Consider the following 22,756-nt stretch of genomic DNA (forward strand, 5'->3'; position numbering starts at 1 on the left):
CGGCGACAACGCGAGAGGCCCCCACCGCGGTCGGTGGGGGCCTCTCGGCGTTCAACACCTCAGGTGCGACGGCTCAGGGTGCCGGGCGGAAGCCCGCCTTCTCGGCGTCGGACTCGGTGCGGAACCACACGTCGGCGCGGGTCTCGCCGAAGTTCGCCGAGCCCTCCGTGTAGTAGCGGCGGCCGGTCAGGGTGGCCTTCACGGCGAAGTCCTCCGCCGGGGCGTGGCCGTCGGACCTGGGCAGGACAGAGCCGGGGCCGAACGGGGAGCGCGGGTTGAAGCCCTCCGGCTGCTGGAAGCGGGAGGAGCCGGGGGCTGCCGTGCCGTTGGGGCGACCGCCGGTGGACGGCGAGAAGCCGACCGGGCGGGGGCGCTGGGGCAGGGCCGCCGCCGGCTTCGGGGCCTCCTGCTTGGGGGCCTCGAACGCCTGGAAGGCCGGGAAGCTCTGCTGGCGCTGCTTCGTGGTCTTGCGGGCCTCGCGGATGGGCAGGCCGGCCTCGGTCACGCGCTGCGGGAGGTCGAGCTCCGGTTCCGGCTCCGGCTCCGGCGGGGCGGCGAGCAGGGGTTCGTCGGAGGGCACGAACTTCGGCACGAACGGCTGGTCGTCGCTCGTGTCCGGCAGCGAACGGGTCTGGCCGGTGGCCGGCAGCGGCTCGTCGGCGTCCAGGAGGGGCTCGAACAGCGAGCGCGGGCGTTCCGCGACCGGTTCGGGGCGGACCGCCGGGGGTGCCGCCTCCTCGGGGGTCTCCGGCGGGTGGTTGAAGGCGGCGCCCATGCCGCGGGGCTGGCGTTCCTGCGGCTCGACCGGGTCGGTGTTGTCGCCGAACGCGGAGAACGCCGTGGCCGGGGCCGCGCCGGGGCTGGTGAACGGCTGGGAGTGCGCTGCGGGCGACTGGCGGGCGGGCTCGTCCTGGGCGGGAGTGCCGTACGCGGGCTCGTCGTAGGCAGGCGTGCCGTACACGGGCTCGTCCTGGGCGGGCGTCACGTACGAGGGCTCGTCCTGGGCGTACGAAGGCTCGTCGTGAGCGTAGGAGGGCTCGGGCTCCTCGAACGCGGGCACGGCCGCGTGCACCTGCGTGTCGTACGCCGGCTCGTCGTACCCGGACTCGGGGTCCTGCGCGGGCTCGGCGTCCGGCTGCGGCTCGGTGAAGACGCCGTTGCGCACGTGCGGGGCGTCGAGGTCGATGGGCTCGCCCAGCACGCCGGTCAGCTCGGCGGCCGACTCGGGCTCGGGGTCGAGGCGGCCGGTGAGCTCGTCGCGCAGGCCGGGGTACTCGCCGGTGAGGTCGTTGGCGGGCCAGGCGCTCTCCTCGACGGCGATGTAGGTCGTCTGCTCGGAGCGGGTGCCCTGGGGCTCGTCCTCCTGCTCGTCGGCCTCGTCGAGGAACACCTCCTGCTCCTGCTCGGCCCACACCTCGCGCGGCTGGTAGATGAAGTCGTCGGCCGGACCGTCGACCTCGGGGCCCGCGGTCGGCTTCGCAACGGGTGCGCCGGGTTCCGCGGTCGGCTCGTAGGCCGGCACGAACGAGGTCTGCTCGGCGGGGAGCTCCGGCTCCTCGTCGAAGTCGGCGGCCTCCAGACCGGACCGCGGCAGCACGGTCGTCATCTCGGCCGGGGTCTCCTCCGGCACGGACTCCGGGCTGAGGCGCTCGAACAACGAACGCGGCCGGTCGTCCTCCTCCGCGGCGTCGGCGAAGGCCTTCTGCTCGGCGAGCTGCTCCTCGAACCGGCGCTGCGCCTCCTCCGGCGACATCAGCGGCGCGCGTGGCACCTCGACGACCGGCGCGGGCTCCGGCTCCGGCTGCGGTTCGGGCTGCGGCTCCGGTTCGGGCTCGGGTTCCGGCTCGGGTTCGGGTTCGGCGACGACCGGCTCCGGCACCGCGACGGGCGCCGGCACGGGCGCACCGAAGTAGGCAGGCGGCTCCGCGTAGGGGGCCGGTGCCGGGACGGGTGCGAGGATGTCGTCGCGGAGCGGGCGCTGCGGGCCGCTCTCCCACTCGTCGACCACGAAGTCGTCGACGGGAGCGGAGGCGACCGGCGCGGCGGTGTTCCGCGACCTCTCCTCAAGAAGTCGATCTTCGAGTTCCGCGACCTGCTTCCGTGCGGGTCTGACCATCACGAGCCAGGTGAGCAACACCCCCGCGACGAACGCCAGCAGACTCCACAACCAGACCTGCCCGAAGACATTCACGGGTAAGCCCCTTCTAAGACCACGCGCCGACCCACTCACTCGGAAGGGTGAGCGTAGTCAAACTACAGTGCCGTTGATGATGCTGCGCCACTACGCCGTTCAGCGCAAACAAGCGCCGGAACCTGCGGCGTAGAGTGAGATTCTGTGCCTCCCCTGACGAGTCCGAACCTCACTTCGGCAGAAGTTCACACCCAGGGGCGAGGGATCACCTACGGCGCGACCGCCTACGTCCTTTGGGGACTGTTCCCCGCGTACTGGCCACTGCTCGTGCCGGCCGCACCCGTCGAGGTGCTGGCACACCGCATCGTCTGGTCTTTCGTCACGATGGGGGTGCTGCTGGCGGTGCTGCGCAAGTGGCGCCCGCTGGTCGAACTGTCCGGCAGGGGCTGGCTGATCGTCACGGCGGCCGCGGTGCTCATCACGGTGAACTGGGGCGTCTACATCTACGCCGTCAACACCCACCACGTGGTGGAGTCGGCGCTCGGCTACTTCATCACGCCGCTGGTCAGCGTGGCCCTCGGCATGGTGGTGCTGAAGGAGAGGCTGCGGGCGGCGCAGTTCGCCGCGATCGGTGTGCTCGTCGTCGCAGTGATCGTGCTCACGGTCGACTACGGCACGCTGCCGGTGATCTCGCTGGTCCTGGCCTGCTCGTTCGGCGTCTACGGGCTGCTGAAGAAGAAGGTGCCGCTCGACGCCACGTCGAGCCTGGCCGCGGAGAGCGCGGTGATCTTCCCGATCGCGCTCGGCTGCCTGCTCGTGCTCGGCGGCGCGAACACCTTCACCACCGAGGGCACCGGCCACGCGCTCCTGCTGCTGAGCACCGGCATCGTCACGGTGATCCCGCTGCTGCTGTTCGGCCTGGGCGCGCGGCTGATCCCGCTGACCACCATGGGGATGCTGCAGTACCTGGCGCCGATCCTGCAGTTCGCGTGGGGCGTGTTCGTGGTGCGCGAACCGATGCCGCCCAGCCGCTGGGCCGGGTTCGTGCTGGTGTGGGTGGCCCTCGCGATCTTCACGGCCGACGCCGTGCGGAACCGGCGCAAGCAGCTGCTCGCGCCGGTCGAGCAGCCCGCTTGAAGGGAACGCGGGGCCCCCGCGTGACCCTCAGGGGAACGCGGGGCCCCCGCGTGACGAGGGATCAGCGCGTGCGGGCGACCACGTAGGTGGCGAGCTCTTCGAGGGCGTCCCGCGCGGCGCACGGCGGCAGCTTGCCCAGCTCCGTGCGGGCCCGGTCGGCGTACTCGTCGAGGGTCTCGCGCGCCCGGTCCATGCCAGAGGACTCGCGCAGCAGCGCCAGCGCCTCGTCGACGAGGGCGTCCTCGGTGATCGGCCCGGCCAGCAGCTCGGCCAGCCGCGTCTCGGCGGGGTCGGCCAGCGCGTAGAGCATCGGCAACGTCCGCACGCCCTCGCGCAGGTCGGTGCCGGGCGTCTTGCCGGACTCGACCGACGGGGAGGCGATGTCGATGACGTCGTCGGCGATCTGGAACGCCGCCCCGATGACCTCCGCGTACCGGCGCAGGGCGTCGGTCTGCTCGTCGGTCGCGTCGGAGAACATGCCGCCGAAGAGGGCCGCGGTGGCGATCAGCACACCGGTCTTCTCGCCGATCACCTGGAGGTAGTGCGCGACCGGGTCCTCGCCGGGCTTCGGGCCGACGGTCTCGCGCATCTGGCCGGTCACGAGGATCGAGAACGTCTCCGCGATGATCCGCGCCGCGTCCGTGCCCAGGTCGGCGGTCAGGCGGGAGGCGTGGGCGAACAGGAAGTCGCCCGTCAGGATCGCGATGCTGTTGTCCCACTTGGCGTTCGCGGACACCGCGCCGCGCCGCGTGGTCGCCTCGTCCATCACGTCGTCGTGGTAGAGCGTCGCGAGGTGCGTGAGTTCGACCACAGCGGCCGCCTTGACGACCTTCTCGCGGTCGTAGTCCGCGCCGAACTGGGAAGCCAGCAGTGTGAAGAGCGGGCGGATCCGCTTCCCGCCCGCCTCCACAAGGTGAAGCGAGGTTTCCGTGACCGGGTGGAACTCGCTCTGCACGACGTCGTGCAGGAGCTGCTCCACCTCGGCCAGGCCGTTCTGGACTACCTCGGTGAGCACGGGGTCCACCAACGCGAACCCCGGTCCCTCATGCTCGCTACTGGTCACATCAGCAGCCTACGTACACCTAGCTGAGGAAGGTGCCGGTACCCGCCCATTCGAGCACCAACGTGGGGTACAGACCCAACACCAGGGTGACCACCGCACCCAACGTGATCGCGACCGTGGTGAACGCCCCCGGCACCGTGACGGTCGGGCCGTCCGGCGCGGGCTCGCTGAAGTACATCAGCACGATCACCCGCAGGTAGAAGAACGCCGCGACGGCCGAGGCCACCAGCGCGATCACCACGAGCGGCGTCAGGCCGGCCTCGATCGCCGCGCTGAACACGACGAACTTGCCGATGAAACCGGACGTCAGCGGGATGCCGGCCAGTGCCAGCAGCAGGAACGTGAAGATGCCCGCCACCAGCGGCGACCGCTTCGCGAGGCCCGCCCACTGCGACAGGTGCGTCGCCTCGCCGTCGGAGTTGCGCACCAGCGAGACGATGCCGAACGCCGCGATCGTCGTGAAGCCGTACACCAGCAGGTAGAACATCGTGGCGCTGACGCCCGGCGACCCGCCCTCCGGCGTCAGGGCGATCGAGCCGATCAGCAGGAAGCCCGCGTGCGCCACGGAGGAGTACGCGATCATGCGCTTCACGTCGGTCTGCGTGAGGCCGAGCACCGCGCCGATCACCATCGAGACGACGGCGACGCCGTACAGCACGCCCCGCCACTCCCACTGGGTGTTCTGGAACGCCACGGTGAGCACGCGCAGGATGCCGCCGAACGCCGCGACCTTGGTGCACGCCGCCATGAACGCCGTCACCGGCGTGGGAGCGCCCTGGTACACGTCCGGGGTCCACGCGTGGAACGGGCCGACCGCGGCCTTGAACAGCAGACCCACCACCAGCAGGCCGAAGCCCGCGAACAGCAGCGTGTCCGAGCGGTCCGTGCCCGCGGCGGCGGAGGCGATGGCCGACAGCTTCACCGAGCCGGCGAAGCCGTACAGCAGCGCGATGCCGTAGAGGAAGAACGCCGACGCGAACGCGCCGAGCAGGAAGTACTTGACCGCCGCCTCCTGCGAGAGCAGGCGCCGCCGGCGGGCCAGGCCGCACAGCAGGTACAGCGGCAGCGACATGACCTCCAGCGCGATGAACATCGTCAGCAGGTCGTTCGACGCGACGAAGGTCATCATGCCGCCGAGCGCGAACAGCACGAGCGGGAAGACCTCGGTCTGCATCCCGGCCTTGGTGGCCTGGGCGCGGTCCTGGATCGTGCCCGGCCGGATCGCCGCCTGCGACACGAACACGCCGCCGGGCTCGACCGAGCGGTCCGCGATCAGCAGCAGGCTGCCGAACGCCAGCACCAGCAGCGTGGCCCACAGGAAGAGCGACGGCGAGTCGACGGCGACCGCACCCGCCAGCGTCGAGACACCGGCGGCCGGACGGTCGTCCTTCACCGCGTAGAGGATCAGCGCGCCGGTGGCCCCGACCAGGGTGACGAGCGACAGCACGAGCTGCACCGCCCACCGCTGGTGCTTGGGCAGCAACGCTTCCAGCAGCACGCTGATGCACGCCGCGCCGAGCACCACCAGCAACGGTGCGATGGCCGCGTAGTCGATCTCCGGCGCCTGGATCTGCTGCGCCTGGGCGAACAGGAGGTTCACGTCACTTGCCTTCCTGCACGGAGACCGGGTCGGTCACGCCGACCTCGGTCAGCGTCGCCCCGACAGTCGGGGTGATGACGTCGAGCACCGGCTGCGGGTAGAACCCGAGGGCCAGCACGATGACGACGAGCGGTGCCAGAACAGCGATCTCGCGCTTGTTCAGGTCGCCGATGGCCGTCTTCTTCTCCGGGTCGCCGACGGCACCCGGACCGGCAGCGGCACCCACGAGCGCGTCGCCGCGCAGCGGGCCGGTCATCATCCGCTGGTAGAGCCACAGCACGTAGAGCGCAGCGAGCACCATGCCGATCGTCGCGAGGACCGTGTAGACCGGCTGCGTCGGGAACGAGCCGATCAGCACCAGGAACTCCGAGACGAACGAGTTCGTGCCCGGCAGCGACAGCGTGGTCAGACCCGAGATCAGCAGCATGCCCGCGAGCAACGGGGCCACCTTCGACATGCCGCCGTAGTCGGAGATCAGCGACGAACCACCGCGCGCGATGATCATGCCGACCACCAGGATCAGCATGCCCGTCGAGATCGAGTGGTTCAGCATGTACGACACCGAGCCCACGCCGGCCTGCGACGTGAACGCGAAGATGCCGAGCGCGATGAAGCCGAAGTGCGCGATCGAGACGTACGCGAGGAACCGCTTCATGTCCCGCTGGCCCGTGGCGAGCAGCGATCCGTAGAGGACGCCGGCCACCGCGAGGACCAGAATGTACGGCGCCAGGTTCTTCGACGCCTCCGGGAACATCGGCAGCAGGTAGCGCAGCATGCCGAACGTGCCGACCTTGTCCAGGATGCCGACGACGATCACCGTGACGCCGATGGGCGCCTCGGCCGCGGCGTCGGGCAGCCAGGTGTGGAACGGCACCAGCGGCGCCTTGATGGCGAACGCCAGGAAGAAGCCGAGGAACAGCCAGGTCTGCGTCGTCGCGTCCGCGTCGCGGACCACGGTCACGAGCGTCGCCCAGTCGAACGTGCCCTTGCCCAGCTCGTCCGACGCCATCGCGTAGGCGCCGATCGCGGAAGCCAGCATGATCAGGCCGCCGAGGAACGAGTACAGGAAGAACTTGACCGCCGCGTACTGCCTGCGCGCGCCGCCGTAGCCGCCGATCAGGAAGTACATCGGGATGAGCATGACCTCGAACAGCACGTAGAACAGGAAGACGTCGGTGGCGGCGAACACCGCGACCGTCACGGCCTCCTGCACCAGGATCAGCGCGAGGTACCCGCCCTGCGACCGGCCCTCCGGCAGCCGCTCGGTCCAGCCGGCACCGATCACCAGCGGGATGAGCAGCGCGATGACCGCGATCATGACCAGCGCGATGCCGTCGATGCCGAACGACAGCCGGACGCCGAACGACTCGATCCAGGTCACCCCGGACGTGAGCTGGAGGCGGTCACCGTCGGGGTCGTAGGCGAACCACAGCAGACCCGCGAGCACCAGCTCGACGAGCGAGAACGCCAGCGCGACGAACTTGGCCTTCGCGTCGTCCTTGCGCAGGAACGTCACCACCAGCGCGCCGACGAGCGGCACGACCAGCAGCGCGATCAGGACCCAGTTCACGAGAACCTCACCATCAGCAGAGCCCCGAGAACCACGATCGAGCCCAGGAGCATGGACAGTGCGTAGGAGCGGACGAAACCGGTCTGCAGCCTGCGCAGCCGGCCGGAGCTACCGCCCAGCAACGCCGCGGTGCCGTTGACCACGCCGTCGACGCCCTTGAGGTCGAGGTAGACCAGCGCGCGGGTGAGCCAGGTGCCCGGCCGCGCGAACAGGGCCTCGTTGAGGGCGTTGCCGTACAGGTCGTTGCGGGCCGCGCGGACCGGGAACGACACCCGCTCCGGCCGCTCGACCGGCTGCGTGCCGCGGCCGAAGAGCAGGAACGCGAGACCGGCGCCGGCGAGCGAGAGCACCACGGTCAGGATTCCGACCACGCCGTGCGACAGGACGCCGTGCGACTCCTGCAGCTCACCCAGCGAGGGCTCCAGCCAGCCGGCGAGCCGGCCGCCGGAGGAGAGGAACCAGCCGCCGGCGACGGACCCGACCGCGAGGACGATCATCGGGATGGTCATCGTCAGCGGGGACTCGTGCGGGTGGTAGTCCTTGCCGTTCTCGGCCTTCAGGTCCTTCCAGCGGGGCTTGCCCAGGAAGACCAGGATCAGCAGGCGGGTCATGTAGAACGCGGTGAGCGCGGCACCGAGCAGTGCGACACCGCCGAAGACGTACCCGCGCCAGCCCTCCGCGCCGAACGCCGCCGCGATGATGGCGTCCTTCGAGAAGTAGCCCGCGAACGGCGGGATGCCGATCAGCGCGAGGTAGCCGAGCGTCCAGGTGACGAACGTGATCGGCAGGAACCTGTAGAGCCCGCCCATCCGGCGGATGTTGCCCTCGTCGTTCATGCCGTGCATGACCGAGCCGGCACCGAGGAAGAGCCCGGCCTTGAAGAAGCCGTGCGTCAGCAGGTGCATGATGCCGAGCGCGTAACCGATCGGGCCGAGGCCCACGGCGAGGATCATGTAGCCGATCTGCGAGACCGTCGAGTACGCCAGGACCTTCTTGAAGTCGTCGTAGGCGCAGCCGATGATGCAGCCGATCAGCAGCGTGACGCCACCGATGATCATGACGACCAGGCGGCCGTCCTCGCTCAGGTTGTAGAGCGGGTTGGAGCGGGCGATCAGGTACACGCCCGCGGTGACCATCGTCGCCGCGTGGATCAGGGCGGACACCGGGGTCGGGCCTGCCATCGCGTCGGGCAACCAGGCCTGCAGCGGGAACTGGCCCGACTTGCCGCAGGCGCCGAGCAGCAGCAGGAGCGTGATCGCGAGGACCTCGGCACCGCTGAACTCGCCGACCCGGCTGAAGACCTCGGTGTACTGCGTGGTCCCGAGGCGGTTGAACATCAGGAAGATCGCGATGGCGAGGCCCAGGTCACCGACGCGGTTCATCAGGAAGGCCTTCTTGGCCGCCGACGCCGCTTCCGGCTTGTACTGGTACCAGCCGATCAGCAGGTACGAGGCGAGACCGACGCCCTCCCAGCCGAAGTACAGGGTCACGAAACCGTTGCCCAGCACCAGCAGGAGCATCGCCGACACGAAGAGGTTGAGGTAGGCGAAGAACTTCCGCCTGCCTTCCTCGTGCGCCATGTAGCCGATCGAGTAGATGTGGATCAGCGAGCCCACACCGGTGATCAGCAGCACGAACGTCAGCGACAGCGGGTCGAGCCGCAGTCCGAACTCGACGGTCAGCGCGTTGACGTCGATCCAGTCCCACAGCTTGAGGTTCTGGACCCGCTCCTCGGTGTTCGAGACGCCGAGGGTCGAGAAGAACAACGCGAGCGCGTAGCCGAACGACGCCAGGAGCGTGGCGCTGCCGAGCAGGTGGCCCCACTTGTCGGCGCGCTTGCCACTGACCAACAGCACCGCCGCGCCGAACGCGGGCAGCGCCAACAGAAGCCAGGCGAGAGAAGCGACCCCGCTGGCGGCAACAGGTTCCGTCACCGGTGACCCCTCAGTACTTCAGCAGGTTCGAGTCGTCGACCGAGGCCGAGCGACGCGTCCGGAAGATGGACATGATGATCGCGAGGCCGACGACGACCTCCGCCGCGGCGACGACCATCACGAAGAACGCCATCACCTGACCGTCGAGCGAGCCGTTGATCCGCGCGAACGTCACCAGGCTCAGGTTGACCGCGTTGAGCATGAGCTCGACGCACATGAACACGACGATGGCGTTGCGCCGCACCAGCACGCCGACGGCGCCGATGCTGAACAGCAGTGCCGACAGGAGCAGGTAGTACGTCGGAGTCACGACTCACTTCCCTTGAGCGCGTGCGGGTCCGGCTGGTGGCCGGAGCCTGCGACCTCGGCGACGTCGTCGGAGAGCTTGCCCCTGTCGGTGGTCTCGATGACCTCGAACAGGGACTCCTCCGCGACGCTGCCGTCGGGCAGCAGTGCGGGCGTGGCCACCGAGTTGGCGGTGGCGAAGACACCGGGACCGGGGATGGACCCGACCCGCTTGCCCTCCTGGAAGCGCTCCTCGACGAGCTCCCGCTGCGTCTTCTTGGCGGGCTTCCCGTCGCGGCCGACGAACGCGAGGATCATCGCGCCGATGGCCGCCGTGATCAGCAGCGCCGAGGTGAGCTCGAACGGGAACAGGTAGTCCGTGAAGATCTTCTGGCCGATGTTGCCGACGTTGCCGCCGTTGGTGGTGTTCGCCTCGGCGAGACCCACCGGCGTCACCGCGGTCAGGGACCGGGCGATCGAGCTGACCAGCAGGACCGCGAAGCCGATGCCGAGGAACGTGGCCGCGAGGCGCTGTCCCCTGATCACCTCGACGACCGAGTCGGAGCTGTCCCGGCCGACCATCATCAGCACGAACAGGAACAGCATCATGATCGCGCCGGTGTAGACGATGATCTGCACGAAGCCGAGGAACGGCGCCTGCTGGACCATGTACAGCACACCGAGGTTCAGCATGGTCAGCACCAGCCACAGCGCGGAGTGCACCGCGTTGCGCGAGAACAGCATGCCGAGCGCGCCGGCCAGCGCGAGCGGGCCGAGGACCCAGAACGCGACCTTCTCACCGGTGGTCATGACGTCGACCGCGCGCTGCACCGGCTCCGGCTGCTGCGCCAGGAACTGGAGGACGAGGCTCACTGCTGATCCCCCTCCTTCTGGGCCGCCTTGGCGAGCTGCGGGCCGTTCACGTAGTAGTCCTGCTCGTTGTCGCCGAGCCGCATCGGGTGCGGCGGCTGCTCCATGCCGGGCAGCAGCGGGGCGAGCAGGTCCTCCTTCGTGAAGATCAGGTCCTGCCGGTTGTCGTCGGCGAGCTCGTACTCGTTCGTCATCGTGAGCGACCGGGTCGGGCAGGCCTCGATGCACAGGCCGCAGCCGATGCACCGCAGGTAGTTGATCTGGTAGTCGGCACCGAAGCGCTCACCGGGCGAGTAGCGCGCTTCCTCGGTGTTGTCGCCACCCTCGACGAAGATCGCGTCCGCGGGACAGGCCCACGCGCACAGCTCGCAGCCGACGCACTTCTCCAGCCCGTCCGGGTGCCGGTTCAGCTGGTGGCGGCCGTGGAACCGCGGTGCGGTCACCTTCTTGACCTCGGGGTACTCCTCGGTCACCACCTTCTTGAACATGGTGCCGAAGGTGACTCCGAAGCCCTTGATGGACTCGAACATCCCTACTCCGCCTCCTTCGCGGTGGGAGCGGCGGCCAGGGCTTCCTTGTCCTGGGGAAGAGTGGCGACCTTGACCTTGCGCTTGGGCGCGGACCTGGGGACCTGGAGGTCGAGCGGCGGCACCGGGAAGCCGGAGCCCGCCAGCGGGACGCCGCCCTTGGCCTGCTGCTTCTTGTCGGGCAGCAGGAACGAGATCAGCAGCACGACGCCGACGAACACACCCAGTGCGACCAGCTTCTGCCCGGTGGAGAGCTCCTTGAGCGCACCGGTGCGGATGACGGCGACGGCCATGATCCACACGAGGCTGACCGGGACCAGCACCTTCCAGCCGAGCTTCATGAACTGGTCGTAGCGCAGGCGGGGCAGCGTGCCGCGCAGCCAGATGAAGATGAACAGGAAGAACAGCGTCTTGACGATGAACCACAGCAGGCCCCACCAGCCGGTGTTCATGAACTCACCGGACCACGGAGCTCGGTAGCCGCCGAGGAAGAGCGTGGTCGCCAACGCCGAGACGGTCACCATGTTCACGTACTCGGCGAGGAAGAACAGCGCGAACTTGAGCGAGCTGTACTCGGTGTGGAAGCCACCGACCAGCTCGGACTCGGCCTCGGGGAGGTCGAACGGCGCGCGGTTGGTCTCGCCGACCATCGACACCACGTAGATCACGAAGCTCGGGAACAGCAGGATGCCGAACCAGCCCGGGATCGGGGTGCCGAGGATCGTGCTCGCCTGCGCGTTGACGATGTCACCGGTCGACATCGAGCCGGTGAACATGATCACCGCGACGATCGACAGGCCCATCGCGATCTCGTAGGAGATCACCTGCGCGGCCGAGCGCAGCGCGCCGAGCAGCGGGTACGGCGAGCCGGAGGCCCAGCCGGACAGCACGATGCCGTAGACGCCGAGCGAGGAGCAGGCCAGCACCACCAGCACGCCGACCGGCAGGTCGACGAGCTGCAGCGCGGTCTGCTCGCCGAACATGCTGACCTCGCCCGCGAGCGGGATCACCGAGAACGCGAGGAACGCGGGGATGCACGAGATCACCGGGGCGAGGAAGAACACCCACTTGTCCGCGAGGACCGGGCGGATGTCCTCCTTGAACGCGAGCTTCAGACCGTCCGCGAGCGACTGGAGCCAGCCGTTCGGGCCGACCCGGTTGGGACCGGGGCGGTGCTGCATCCGCGCGACGACCTTGCGCTCCCAGTTGATCATGAACAGGGTCATGACCACGAGGAAGGCGAAGATCCCGACGACCTTGACCAGGACCAGCCAGATCGGGTCGTCCGCGAGGAGCTTGCCGGTGTCACCGAGCTCCGCCGCGAAGTAGTGCTGCGTCATGACTTTCCTCCGCTGACGGAGACGATCGAGCCGTGGCCCGCGCCGAGCGTGGCCCGGACGGTCACGTCACCCGAGTTGGTGGGCAGCCAGATGACGCCCTCGGGCAGGTCGTCGGTCTCGACCGGCAGCGTGATCGCGCCGCGTTCGGTGGACACCGTCACGAAGCCGCCGCTCTCCAGGCCGAACTGCCGCGCGGTGGCCTCGGCGACCTTGGCGACGACCGGGCGGGCCGTGCCGGCCAGGTGCGGCTCGTCGACCTGCAGCGAGCCGTTGCCGAGCAGGCGGTGCCAGGTGGCGAGAACGGCCTTGCCCGCACCGGCCGGCGACACCAGCGGGGCGGCGACGTTCAGCGAGGACCCGTTCGAGACGCCCTCGCCGAGCCGCGCCAGGTCGGCGGCAGCGGCAGCGGGCGTCTGCGTGAACAGGTCCGCGTCCATCTCCACCGCGAGGGTGTCGAGCACGCGGCAGTCCGGCAGCGCGCCGGTGCCCTCCAGCGTCGTGCCGAACTCGCGCAGGCGGCCCTCCCAGTTGAGGAAGGTGCCCGACTTCTCGACCGCGGGGGCGATCGGGAGCACGACGTCGGCGTGCGCGGTGACCGCGCTCGGCCGCAGCTCCAGGCTCACGACGAAACCGGCTCCCGCCAGCGCCTTCTCCGCGAGCCGCGGGTCCGGCAGGTCGAACGGGTCGACGCCGCCGACCACCAGGCCGGACAGCTGACCGCTCGCGGCGGCTTCGAGGATTCCGGTGGTGTCGCGGCCGGGCGTCGCGGGCAGCGAGCCCTCCGCCACACCCCAGGTCCGCTCGACCTCGGTGCGCGCCGCGTCGTTCGCGACGTGACGGCCACCGGGCAGCAGGTTCGGCACCGCGCCGACCGCGAGCGCACCGCGCTCACCGGCCCGCCGCGGAATCCACGCGACCTTGGCGCCGGTGCGTTCGGCCAGCCGGGCGACCGCGGTGAACGCGCCGGGGATCTCGGCGGCGCGCTCGCCGACGAGGATCACCGCACCGGGCTTGCCCAGCAGCTCGACTACGTCGGAGGCGTGCTCCGGCAACGCGTTGAGGGCGTTGGCCTCGGCACCCGGCACGCACGCGAGCAGCGTTCCGAACGTCTTCTCCACGGCCGGGGACGTGTACTGGCCGAGGTGGAAGACCTTCGTGGTGCCCCTGCGCGCGGCCTTGCGCAGCCGCAGGAAGACGATCGGCGCCTCTTCCTCGGGCTCGAACGCGACCAGCAGAGCCGCCGGTGCCTTCTCGATGCCCTCGAACGTGACGCCGTTGTCCGGGTTGGTGAACACCGTCGTGCCGGACAGGAACTCCAGCTCCTCGGCGCTGTGCGGCCGGGCGCGGAAGTCGATGTCGTTGGTGCGCAACGCGATCCGGGCGAACTTCGAGTACGCGTAGGCGTCTTCGACGGTCAGCCGGCCACCGGTCAGCACGCCGACGCCGTTCGCGTCCCGGGCCGCCGTCAGACCGGCCGCCGCGACCTGCAGCGCCTCGGTCCAGGACGACTCGCGCAGCTCACCGGTCTCGGCGTCGCGGACCAGCGGCCGCGTGATGCGGTCGCCGGCCGTGGCGTAGCGGAAGGCGAACCGGCCCTTGTCGCAGATCCACTCCTCGTTGACCTGCGGGTCGTCGCCGGCGAGCTTGCGCTGCACCTTGCCGCGCCGCCAGTCGGTGCGCTCGGCGCACCCCGACGAGCAGTGCTCGCAGATGCTCGGCGTCGACACGAGGTCGAACGGCCGGGCGCGGAACCGGTAGGCGGCGCTCGTGAGGGCACCGACCGGGCAGATCTGGATGGTGTTGCCGGAGAAGTAGCTCTGGAACGGCTTCTCCTGCGCCACACCGATCTGCTGCTGCGCACCGCGCTCCAGCAGCTCGATGAACGGGTCGCCGGCGATCTGCGCGGAGAACCGGGTGCAGCGCTGGCAGAGCACGCAGCGCTCGCGGTCGAGCAGCACCTGCGTGGAGATGTTGATCGGCTTCGGGAACGTCCGCTTGTGCTCGTGGAAGCGGGAGTCGCTGCGGCCGTGGGCCATCGCCTGGTTCTGCAGCGGGCACTCACCGCCCTTGTCGCAGATCGGGCAGTCCAGCGGGTGGTTGATGAGCAGCAGCTCCATCACACCCTGCTGGGCCTTTTCCGCGACCGGCGAGGTCAGCTGGGTCTTCACGACCATGCCGTCCGCGACCGTCATCGTGCAGGAGGCCTGCGGCTTCGGCATCGGCCGGCCGCCCATCTCGACCTCGACGAGGCACTGGCGGCAGGCGCCGGCGGGCTCCAGCAGCGGGTGGTCGCAGAAGCGCGGGATGACCGTGCCGAGGCGCTCGGCCGTGCGGATCAGCAGCTCGCCCTTGGGCGCCACCACTTCGACGCCGTCGATGACGAGCTTGACGTGGCCCTCGGGCACGACGAGCTCGGTGGGCGTGCTCTTGTCAGGGGCGATGGTCATGCGTTCGCTCCAGCCAGGACCTTGGAGTTCTGGTCGCAGAGAGCCAGGAACTCGTCCTTGAAGTACTTGATGCCACTGGTGATCGGGCTGACCGCACCGTCACCCAGCGCGCAGAAGGAACGGCCGAGGATGTTGTCGCAGACGTCGAGCAACGTGTCGATGTCGCTCGCCGTGCCGTTGCCCGCCACCATCCGCTGCAGGATCTGCACGAGCCAGTACGTGCCCTCGCGGCACGGCGTGCACTTGCCGCACGACTCGTGCTTGTAGAACTCCGTCCACTTCATGACGGCCCACGGCACGGACACGGTCTCGTTGAAGACCTGGATCGCGGTCGTGCCGAGCATCGAGCCCGCCTCGGCCGCGCCCTCGAAGTCCAGCGGCACGTCCATGTGCTCCGCGGTGAACAGCGGGGTGGACGAGCCACCCGGCGTCCAGAACTTGAGCGGGACGCCGTCCTTCATGCCACCGGCCATGTCCAGCAGCTGGCGCAGCGTGGTGCCCATCGGCGCCTCGTACTGGCCGGGGTTGGTCACGTGGCCGGACAGCGAGTAGATCTTCGGGCCGGGCGACCGGTCGCGGCCCATCGCGCGGAACCAGTCTGCGCCACCGTTGACGATGAAGGGGACCGACGCGATCGTCTCGACGTTGTTCACCACGGTGGGCGACGCGTACAGGCCCGAGGTCGCGGGGAACGGCGGCTTGAGCCGCGGCTGGCCGCGGCGGCCCTCCAGCGAGTCGAGCAGCGCGGTCTCCTCACCGCAGATGTACGCGCCGGCGCCGGCGTGCACGACGACGTCCAGGTCGAACCCGCTGCCGAGGACGTCCTTGCCCAGGTAGCCCTTGGCGTACGCCTCGCGCACGGCCCCGTTGAGGCGGCGGATGCAGTGCAGGGCCTCGCCGCGGACGTAGATCGCCGCGAAGTTCGCGCGGATCGCGTACGACGTGATGATCACGCCCTCGATCAGCGAGTGCGGGTCCGCCATCATCGTGGGGATGTCCTTGCAGGTGCCCGGCTCGCCCTCGTCGGCGTTGATGACGAGGTAGTGCGGCTTGCCGTCGCCCTGCGGGATGAAGCCCCACTTCATGCCGGTGGGGAACCCCGCGCCGCCGCGGCCGCGCAGCCCGGAGTCCTTGCACTGCTGGATGAGCTGGTCCGGGTGGGCCTTGAGCGCCTTGGGCAGCGCGGTGTAGCCACCGGTGCGCTCGTAGGTCTCGATCGTCCAGGACCTGGGCTCGGTCCAGCGCTTGGTGAGAACGGGAGTCAGCGGGTCAACCATCGTGTGCCCCCTACTTCTTTTCCGGCAGGGCGGGGAACTCGGCGTTGGACGGCATCTCCGGCGCGTCCCAGCCGCGTTCCTGGGCGATCTTGGCGCCGCGCAACGTCTCCGCGGCCGCCGACGGGCCGTCGAGGTCGGCGTCGCGACCCTCGAAGAACCCGGCGAGCTGGAGCTCGGCCTGCTTGAAGTCGGTGAGCGGGGCGCCGCGGGTGGGGGCGGGCTTCTCCCCCGACTGCAGCGCCTGCACGAGTCCCAGCGCCTTCTCGGGCGTCTGGTTGTCGTAGAACTCGTAGTTGACCTGGAGAACAGGGCCGAGGTCGCACGCGGCGAGGCACTCGGCGTGCTCCAGCGTGATCGAGCCCGGCGTGCCCGGCTCGCCCGCGGTCTCCTCGTGGCCCACGCCGAGGTGGTCCTTGAGGGTCTTGTAGATGTCGTCGCCGCCCAGCGCCGCGCACAGCGTGTTGGTGCAGACGCTCACGAGGTGCTCGCCGCACGGGCGGCGCTTGTACATCGTGTAGAACGTCGCGACCGCGCTGACCTCGGCCTCGGTCAGGTCGAGCTGCCCGGCGCAGAACCGGATGCCGTCCTGGGAGACGTAGCCCTCCACCGACTGCACGAGATGGAGCATCGGGAGCAGCGCGCTGCGGGCCTGCGGGTAGCGGGCGATGATCGCCTGCGCCCTGTCCGCGGTGGACTGGTCGAACGTGGTGTTCTCTGCTGCCTGGGTCATCGGTCGCAACCACCCATCACCGGGTCGATCGAGGCGACGGACGCGATCACGTCGGCGACCATGCCGCCCTCGCACATCGCGGGCATCGACTGGAGGTTCACGAAGCTGGGCTCGCGCAGGTGCACGCGCATCGGGCGGGTGCCGCCGTCGGAGACCACGTGGTAGCCGAGCTCGCCGCGCGGCGACTCGACCGGCACGTACACCTGGCCCGCCGGCACCTTGAAGCCCTCGGTCACCAGCTTGAAGTGGTGGATGAGGGACTCCATGGACTGGCCCATGATCTTGCGGACGTGCTCGAGCGAGTTGCCCATGCCGTCGCTGCCGATCGTGAGCTGCGCCGGCCACGCGATCTTCGCGTCCTCGACCATCACCGGGCCGGTCGGCAACGTGTCGACGACCTGCTTGATGATCTTGAGGGACTGGTGCATCTCCTCCAGCCGCAGCAGGTACCGCGCGAAGCAGTCCGCCTGGTCGGAGACCGGCACCTCGAAGCTGTAGTTCTCGTAGCCGCTGTACGGGTCGACCTTGCGCAGGTCCCAGGCGAGGCCCGCGGAGCGCAGGATCGGACCGGTGATGCCGAGCGCGAGGCACGCGTCGACCGGCAGGTAGCCGACGTCCGCGAGCCGGTTGCGCCAGATCGGCTGGCCGGTGAGCAGCTTGTCGTAGTCGGGAAGGCGCTTGTTCATCAGCTTGATGAAGTCGCGGATCTTCTCGATCGCGCCGTCGGGCAGGTCCTGCGCCAGGCCGCCGGGCCGGATGAACGCGTGGTTCATCCGCAGACCGGTCAGGAACTCCAGCAGGTGCAGCACCTCCTCGCGCTCGCGGAAGCCGGAGGTCATGCCGGTGAGGGCACCGAGCTCCATGCCGCCGGTGGCGAGCGCGACGAGGTGCGAGCTGATCCGGTTGAGCTCCATCAGCAGCACGCGGATGGCCTGCGCCTTGTCCGGCACGGTGACGCCGAGCAGCTTCTCGACGCTCATGCAGTAGGCGGCCTCGTGGTGCAGCGGCGCCAGGTAGTCCGTGCGCGTGATGAAGGTGACGCCCTGCACCCAGTTGCGGTACTCGAGGTTCTTCTCGATGCCGGTGTGCAGGTAGCCGATCACGCTGCGGGCGTGGGTGACGGTCTCGCCCTCGAGCTCCAGCACCAGGCGGAGCACGCCGTGCGTCGACGGGTGCTGCGGGCCGAGGTTCATGACGATGCGCTCGTCGTGCACCGCGTCCGCGAGCACCTCGTCCCAGTCGCCGCCGGTGACCGTGTAGACGGTGCCCTCGGTGGTCTTGCGGGAGTCGGCGATCTCGGGGGTGTTCGGGCTCGTGTCGACGTCGTCGGAGCTGTCGCTGCCGGTGGCGCTCGTGTTCGTGCCGGTGGTGAAGTCGGAAAGCCGCTCGGTCATGAGTAGGACCGCCTCTGGTCCGGCGGAGGGATCTCCGCGCCCTTGTACTCGACCGGGATGCCGCCCAGCGGGTAGTCCTTGCGCTGCGGGTGGCCGTCCCAGTCGTCCGGCATGAGGATTCGGGTCAGTCCGGGGTGACCGTCGTAGATGATCCCGAACATGTCCCAGGTCTCGCGCTCCTGCCAGTCCGCCGTCGGGTAGACCTCGACGAGGCTCGGCACGTGCGGGTGCTCGACGTCGACCGCGACCTCCAGCCGGATGCGGCGGCGGTACGTCATCGACGTGAGGTGCGTGACCGAGTGCAGGCGTTGCGGCACCCCGGCGCCGTAGTCCACACCGGACACCGAGCTGCAGAGCTCGAAGCGCAGCGACGGGGTGTCGCGGCAGATCCGCGCGACCTCCAGCAGCGTCTCCGGCCGCAGGTAGAAGGTGATCTCGCCGCGGTCGACGGACACCTGCTGCACCGTGTCGGCGGGCAGGCCCTTCTCGTTCGCGGCGGCGAGGATCTCGTCGGCGACCTCGTCGAACCAGCCGCCGTACGGGCGCTCGGACGGAGCGGCCACGTGGGCGGGCAGGCGCAGGCCGCCGAAGCCGGAGGTGTCACCGGAGCCGGTGACGCCGAAGAGGCCCCTGCGCTCCTTGCCGGCGAGGATCGGCGCCTTGGCCTTCGCCTCGTCGCCGTTGGTCTTCTCGAGGTCTTCTCCCGCGCGGTTGTTGACGCTGGAGTGCTCTCCCCCTGGCTCGGTCACTTCTTCCTCGCAAAGCGCTCGGACGACGGGATGAGGTCGGTGCGGTAGCCCGAGTCGGCGAGTGCCTTGGCGCGCACGGCGCCCAGCGGCTCGTCCATGATCTTGGCGTGGATCTTGAGGATCGCGTCCATCAGCATCTCCGGCCGCGGCGGGCAGCCCGGCAGGTACATGTCGACGGGCACGACGTGGTCGACGCCCTGCACCACCGCGTAGTTGTTGAACATGCCGCCACTGCTGGCGCACACGCCCATGGCCAGCACCCAGCGCGGCTCGGGCATCTGGTCGTAGATCTGCCGCAGCACCGGCGCCATCTTGTTGGTGACCCGGCCCGCGACGATCATCAGGTCGGCCTGGCGCGGTGACGCCCGGAAGACCTCCATGCCGAAGCGGGCGAGGTCGTAGCGCGGACCACCCGTCGTCATCATCTCGATGGCGCAGCAGGCCAGGCCGAAGGTGGCAGGCCAGAGCGAGGACTTGCGGGTCCAGTTGACCAGCTTCTCCACGCTGGCCAGCAGGATGCCGTTCGGGAGCTTCTCCTCGAGACCCATGACTTCCTCAGTTCCAGTCGAGGCCGCCGCGGCGCCACACGTAGATGTACGCGAAGCCGACCGTTGCGACGAACAGGACGATCTCCACCAGCCCGAACAGGCCGAGCTTGTCGGCAGCGACGGCGAACGGGTAGAGGAACACCATTTCGATGTCGAACAAGATGAAGAGCATCGCCGTCAGGTAGTAGGCGACCGGCATGCGGCCACCACCGATCACCGGCTGCGGGCTCGGCTCGATGCCGCACTCGTACGCGTCGAGCTTGGCCCGGTTGTAGCGGCGGGGTCCGATGTAGGGCGCTGCGGTCACCGAGAAGAGCGCGAACGCCCCGGCGAGCGCGAACATCAATACGAGGGGGAGGTAAGGGTCCAGCACTCTCCGTCGTCCTTTCCTCGCGTGTCGAGGCGCACCCTAAGGGTGTACTTCTGCCACTCGTTTGTTAGGCGAACCTAACAAACGCTTGTGAAACAGTTCACAAGCCTGATCACACTGTTGTGAAGTGATTCACAAGCTCGCTCGCCAGTGTAGAACGCCTGTAAATGACCTGGGTCACAGGGTCTGACCTGGCCGTTTAACCTGGTGGACACAAACGAAACGGCACCGGCTCGAAAAGAGCCGGTGCCGTCACCTATTCGGAGTAATTTACGCCGTCGGCGCGAGCTTCGTGGCGGCCACGATGAGCTTGTCCATTGCGTCGCCGTCCTTGGGGTCGTAGAGCCCCGCGAGCAGCTTGAGCACGAGTTTCATCAGGCGCTTTCGCGGCATTCCGTACTTCGTTGCGGTCCGCATGACCGCCGGGTTGCCGATGAGCTTCGAGAAGACGTTCCCGAGCCGGTAGTAGCTGCCGAGCGCCTGCTCGATCCGCACCGGGTAGCCGTACAGCGCGTGTTCACGGTTGACACCGGTGCGCGCGAGGGCCTGGACGATGCTCTCGGACGCGATCTTGGCCGACTCCATGGCGTAGCCGATGCCCTCGCCGTTGAACGGGTTGACCATGCCGCCGGCGTCCCCGACGAGCACGAGCCCCTTCGAGTAGTGCGGCTTGCGGTTGAGCCCCATCGGGAGCGCGGCGCCGCCGATGCGGCTCGTCGCGTTCTCCTCGCGGAAGCCCCACTCCTCGGGGGTGCCGTCGAGCCAGGAGCGCAGGAGCTGGCGGTAGTCCGTGGTGCCGTAGGCCTTCGACGTGCTGAGGATGCCCAGACCGACGTTCACGCTGCCGTCGCCCATGCCGAAGATCCAGCCGTAACCGGGCAGCAGCTGCCCGTCCGGCGCCCACAGCTCCAGGTGCGACTCCAGGTAGTCGTCCTTGGTGCGCGGGCTGGCGTAGTACCTCCGCACTGCGACGCCCATGGGCTTGTCGTCGTCCTTCTGCAGGCCGACGCTGAGGGCCAGCCGCGCTGACACACCGTCACACCCGACGACGATCGGCGCCCGGTAGGTGACCGGGTTCTTCTCCGGTCCCTGCTTGGCCTCGACGCCGACCACGCGCCCGTTCTCGACGATCGCCTTGGTGACCGTGGTGTTCTCGTGCATGCGCGCGCCGGCCGCCTTCGCCGCGTTCGCGAGCATCTCGTCGAAGTCCATGCGCGGCCGCACGACGCCGTAGTTGGGGAACGTGGCCAGCTCCGGCCAGTCCAGCTCCATCGTGACGCCGCCGCCGACGACCCGCAGCCCCTTGTTGTGCAGCCAGCCGTTGCTCTCCCTCGTGTCGATGCCGAGGTCGATCAGCTGCTTGACACCCCGCGGCGTCAGCCCGTCACCGCAGACCTTCTCGCGCGGGAACGAGCTCTTCTCCAGCAGGAGGACGTCGAGGCCCGCGCGGGCCAGGTAGGTCGCCGCGGTCGAGCCCGCCGGTCCCGCCCCCACCACGATGACGTCGGCGTCCTCGTTGATCCCGCGCCTGCTCATCCAGACTCCCTACACGCTCGCTCGTGACTCCCTCGCGACTCTAACCGCCACTCCCTGAGACCCCACGCCTCCCGCCCGCCCCGCTTCACCGCACGCGGGGCCCTCCCGTGCGCCAGAAGAGTACGAAAGCTCCCCGCGTGCACCTGAAGATCGCGAGTTGTCCACATGTCGATCAAGGGCTGGTTGCTCCTGGCCAACATGTGTTGATGATTGATCGAGTGATGAAGACCAGATCGATCGACTACGGCCTGCTCGCCGACGCCTTCGAGGACGGCGTGGCTGTTCGCAGGCACCTGCTCGCACTCGGGTTCAGCAGCAACACGCTGGCCAAGAAGTGCAGGCCAGGAGGCGGGTGGACGCGGCTGTTCCTCGGCGTCTACCTGCTCACCGGTGGAACACCGAGCAGACGGCAGCTCGTCCGGGGCGCGTTGCTGCGGGCTGGACCGCTGACGTTCTTGACCGGCGTCGAAGCCGCCCGCAGGCACGGGGTACGTCGATTGCCGGCAGATCCACGCGTTCACGTCCTCGTCCCTCACGGCCGCCGTGTGACGAGCCAAGGCGCCATGCTCGTCGAACGGACCAACCGGCCGTGGGACGGCGTGATCATCGACGGTTTTCCCGTTGTGACGCTCGCTCGAGCCCTCATCGACGCGGCCCGCAAGGAGAGCGGCCTGGACGTGGTGCGCGCGTTCATCGCGGACGCGGTGCAGAGGCGGCTCTGTTCACCGGAAGCGATCGCCGAGGAGCTGAAAGACCAGCGACTGGGCGGCACCTGGCTGCCAAGGCGCGTGTTGGCGGAGGTCAGCGACGGTGTTCGTTCGGCGGCTGAAGCGTGGTCACGATCGTTGGTCCATCGTTCCTCGCTGCCGCCACCTCAGTGGAACGTGCTGATCAGATCCGTGTCAGGCGAGCAACTTGCCGTCGTGGACGGCTGGTGGGACGAGGTCGGACTCGCATGGCAGATCGACTCGCTGGAGTTCCACCTGGCGCCGGATGACTACGCACGGACGATGGCGCAGCACTCCGCTCTGCTGGCCAACGGCGTGATGACCGTCCACACGGTTCCGTCGCGGCTGAAGAAGGACCCGGCGGCTGTCATCAACGAGTTGCGCGGCGCCTACCAAGCCGCGGCACAGCGCCCGAGACCGCGCGTCTCGGCGACGTTGTGGCGGCCGGTCTGAGTGCACGCGGGGAGCTTTCGTACTCCAGGAGAGAACGGAAGGGCCCCGCGTGCGACAAAAGCAGGGG

At 69.2% G+C, this 22,756-nt stretch carries 19 protein-coding genes; 2 read left to right on the top strand and 17 right to left on the bottom strand.

Annotated elements, in window-relative coordinates; genetic code table 11:
- Nucleotides 1-73 precede the first annotated feature (73 nt).
- A complete protein-coding gene (locus tag AB0A63_RS36090; protein ID WP_360399642.1) occupies nt 74-2,191 on the bottom strand; it encodes a hypothetical protein in 2,118 nt (705 codons plus the stop codon).
- A gap of 144 nt (nt 2,192-2,335) precedes the next feature.
- Between AB0A63_RS36090 and rarD the strand changes: the two genes are divergently transcribed.
- Entirely contained in the window at nt 2,336-3,268 is a 933-nt protein-coding gene (rarD, locus tag AB0A63_RS36095; protein WP_360399645.1) for an EamA family transporter RarD, read from the top strand.
- 61 nt (nt 3,269-3,329) lie between these two features.
- Here rarD and AB0A63_RS36100 read toward each other — a convergent pair whose 3' ends face one another.
- The 16 genes from AB0A63_RS36100 to AB0A63_RS36175 all read right to left on the bottom strand — a co-directional run bounded on the left by AB0A63_RS36100 (nt 3,330) and on the right by AB0A63_RS36175 (nt 21,508).
- Nucleotides 3,330-4,295 carry a polyprenyl synthetase family protein gene (locus tag AB0A63_RS36100; protein ID WP_360399902.1) on the bottom strand — a complete coding sequence of 322 codons (966 nt, stop codon included), beginning with the start codon at nt 4,293-4,295 and terminating at the stop codon, nt 3,330-3,332.
- 55 nt (nt 4,296-4,350) lie between these two features.
- Nucleotides 4,351-5,931: an NADH-quinone oxidoreductase subunit NuoN gene (gene nuoN, locus AB0A63_RS36105; protein WP_360399648.1), complete on the bottom strand. Its 1,581-nt coding sequence runs from the start codon at nt 5,929-5,931 to the stop codon at nt 4,351-4,353.
- A gap of 1 nt (nt 5,932) precedes the next feature.
- Nucleotides 5,933-7,501 (bottom strand): NADH-quinone oxidoreductase subunit M, encoded by a 1,569-nt coding sequence (locus tag AB0A63_RS36110; protein ID WP_360399651.1) that lies wholly within the window; start codon nt 7,499-7,501, stop codon nt 5,933-5,935.
- Entirely contained in the window at nt 7,498-9,435 is a 1,938-nt protein-coding gene (gene nuoL, locus AB0A63_RS36115) for an NADH-quinone oxidoreductase subunit L (protein ID WP_360399654.1), read from the bottom strand. Before nuoL ends, AB0A63_RS36110 begins: the two co-directional genes overlap by 4 nt.
- Before the next feature lie 10 nt (nt 9,436-9,445).
- The gene (gene nuoK, locus AB0A63_RS36120; RefSeq protein ID WP_030473209.1) at nt 9,446-9,745 is read right to left on the bottom strand and encodes an NADH-quinone oxidoreductase subunit NuoK; all 300 of its coding nucleotides are present in this window, start codon (nt 9,743-9,745) and stop codon (nt 9,446-9,448) included.
- Entirely contained in the window at nt 9,742-10,572 is an 831-nt protein-coding gene (locus AB0A63_RS36125) for an NADH-quinone oxidoreductase subunit J (protein ID WP_360399905.1), read from the bottom strand. Before AB0A63_RS36125 ends, nuoK begins: the two co-directional genes overlap by 4 nt.
- 17 nt (nt 10,573-10,589) lie before the next feature.
- On the bottom strand, nt 10,590-11,120 hold the full coding sequence (nuoI, locus tag AB0A63_RS36130) for an NADH-quinone oxidoreductase subunit NuoI (protein WP_360399657.1): 531 nt from the start codon (nt 11,118-11,120) through the stop codon (nt 10,590-10,592).
- 2 nt (nt 11,121-11,122) lie between these two features.
- On the bottom strand, nt 11,123-12,457 hold the full coding sequence (gene nuoH / locus AB0A63_RS36135; protein WP_360399660.1) for an NADH-quinone oxidoreductase subunit NuoH: 1,335 nt from the start codon (nt 12,455-12,457) through the stop codon (nt 11,123-11,125).
- On the bottom strand, nt 12,454-14,904 hold the full coding sequence (locus AB0A63_RS36140) for an NADH-quinone oxidoreductase subunit G (RefSeq protein ID WP_360399663.1): 2,451 nt from the start codon (nt 14,902-14,904) through the stop codon (nt 12,454-12,456). Before AB0A63_RS36140 ends, nuoH begins: the two co-directional genes overlap by 4 nt.
- Nucleotides 14,901-16,181 (bottom strand): NADH-quinone oxidoreductase subunit NuoF, encoded by a 1,281-nt coding sequence (gene nuoF / locus AB0A63_RS36145; RefSeq protein WP_360399666.1) that lies wholly within the window; start codon nt 16,179-16,181, stop codon nt 14,901-14,903. The genes AB0A63_RS36140 and nuoF overlap by 4 nt, the downstream gene beginning before the upstream one ends.
- Before the next feature lie 10 nt (nt 16,182-16,191).
- On the bottom strand, nt 16,192-16,911 hold the full coding sequence (gene nuoE / locus AB0A63_RS36150; RefSeq protein WP_360399669.1) for an NADH-quinone oxidoreductase subunit NuoE: 720 nt from the start codon (nt 16,909-16,911) through the stop codon (nt 16,192-16,194).
- Nucleotides 16,908-18,305: an NADH-quinone oxidoreductase subunit D gene (locus AB0A63_RS36155; RefSeq protein ID WP_360399672.1), complete on the bottom strand. Its 1,398-nt coding sequence runs from the start codon at nt 18,303-18,305 to the stop codon at nt 16,908-16,910. The genes nuoE and AB0A63_RS36155 overlap by 4 nt, the downstream gene beginning before the upstream one ends.
- On the bottom strand, nt 18,302-18,958 hold the full coding sequence (locus AB0A63_RS36160; protein ID WP_360399908.1) for an NADH-quinone oxidoreductase subunit C: 657 nt from the start codon (nt 18,956-18,958) through the stop codon (nt 18,302-18,304). Before AB0A63_RS36160 ends, AB0A63_RS36155 begins: the two co-directional genes overlap by 4 nt.
- 92 nt (nt 18,959-19,050) lie before the next feature.
- The gene (locus AB0A63_RS36165) at nt 19,051-19,602 is read right to left on the bottom strand and encodes an NADH-quinone oxidoreductase subunit B (RefSeq protein ID WP_089948943.1); all 552 of its coding nucleotides are present in this window, start codon (nt 19,600-19,602) and stop codon (nt 19,051-19,053) included.
- Nucleotides 19,603-19,609: 7 nt separating this feature from the next.
- A complete protein-coding gene (locus AB0A63_RS36170) occupies nt 19,610-19,975 on the bottom strand; it encodes an NADH-quinone oxidoreductase subunit A (RefSeq protein ID WP_065915906.1) in 366 nt (121 codons plus the stop codon).
- A 267-nt stretch (nt 19,976-20,242) separates the two neighbouring features.
- Nucleotides 20,243-21,508 (bottom strand): geranylgeranyl reductase family protein, encoded by a 1,266-nt coding sequence (locus AB0A63_RS36175; protein ID WP_360399676.1) that lies wholly within the window; start codon nt 21,506-21,508, stop codon nt 20,243-20,245.
- 137 nt (nt 21,509-21,645) lie between these two features.
- Between AB0A63_RS36175 and AB0A63_RS36180 the strand changes: the two genes are divergently transcribed.
- Nucleotides 21,646-22,689, top strand: coding sequence for a hypothetical protein (locus tag AB0A63_RS36180; RefSeq protein WP_360399679.1), 1,044 nt, complete (start codon nt 21,646-21,648; stop codon nt 22,687-22,689).
- Nucleotides 22,690-22,756 lie beyond the last annotated feature (67 nt).

It is taken from the genome of Lentzea sp. NPDC042327, from assembly GCF_040647275.1.
In the GTDB taxonomy this organism is placed as follows: Bacteria; Actinomycetota; Actinomycetes; order Mycobacteriales; family Pseudonocardiaceae; genus Lentzea.

Bases quoted from the DNA above. Each gene is read 5' to 3' on its own strand.
- nuoI (WP_360399657.1), bottom strand. From the start codon at position 11,120: ATGTTCGAGTCCATCAAGGGCTTCGGAGTCACCTTCGGCACCATGTTC.
- nuoH (WP_360399660.1), bottom strand. From the start codon at position 12,457: ATGACGCAGCACTACTTCGCGGCGGAGCTCGGTGACACCGGCAAGCTC.
- AB0A63_RS36140 (WP_360399663.1), bottom strand. From the start codon at position 14,904: ATGACCATCGCCCCTGACAAGAGCACGCCCACCGAGCTCGTCGTGCCC.
- nuoF (WP_360399666.1), bottom strand. From the start codon at position 16,181: ATGGTTGACCCGCTGACTCCCGTTCTCACCAAGCGCTGGACCGAGCCC.
- nuoE (WP_360399669.1), bottom strand. From the start codon at position 16,911: ATGACCCAGGCAGCAGAGAACACCACGTTCGACCAGTCCACCGCGGAC.
- AB0A63_RS36155 (WP_360399672.1), bottom strand. From the start codon at position 18,305: ATGACCGAGCGGCTTTCCGACTTCACCACCGGCACGAACACGAGCGCC.
- AB0A63_RS36165 (WP_089948943.1), bottom strand. From the start codon at position 19,602: ATGGGTCTCGAGGAGAAGCTCCCGAACGGCATCCTGCTGGCCAGCGTG.
- AB0A63_RS36175 (WP_360399676.1), bottom strand. From the start codon at position 21,508: ATGAGCAGGCGCGGGATCAACGAGGACGCCGACGTCATCGTGGTGGGG.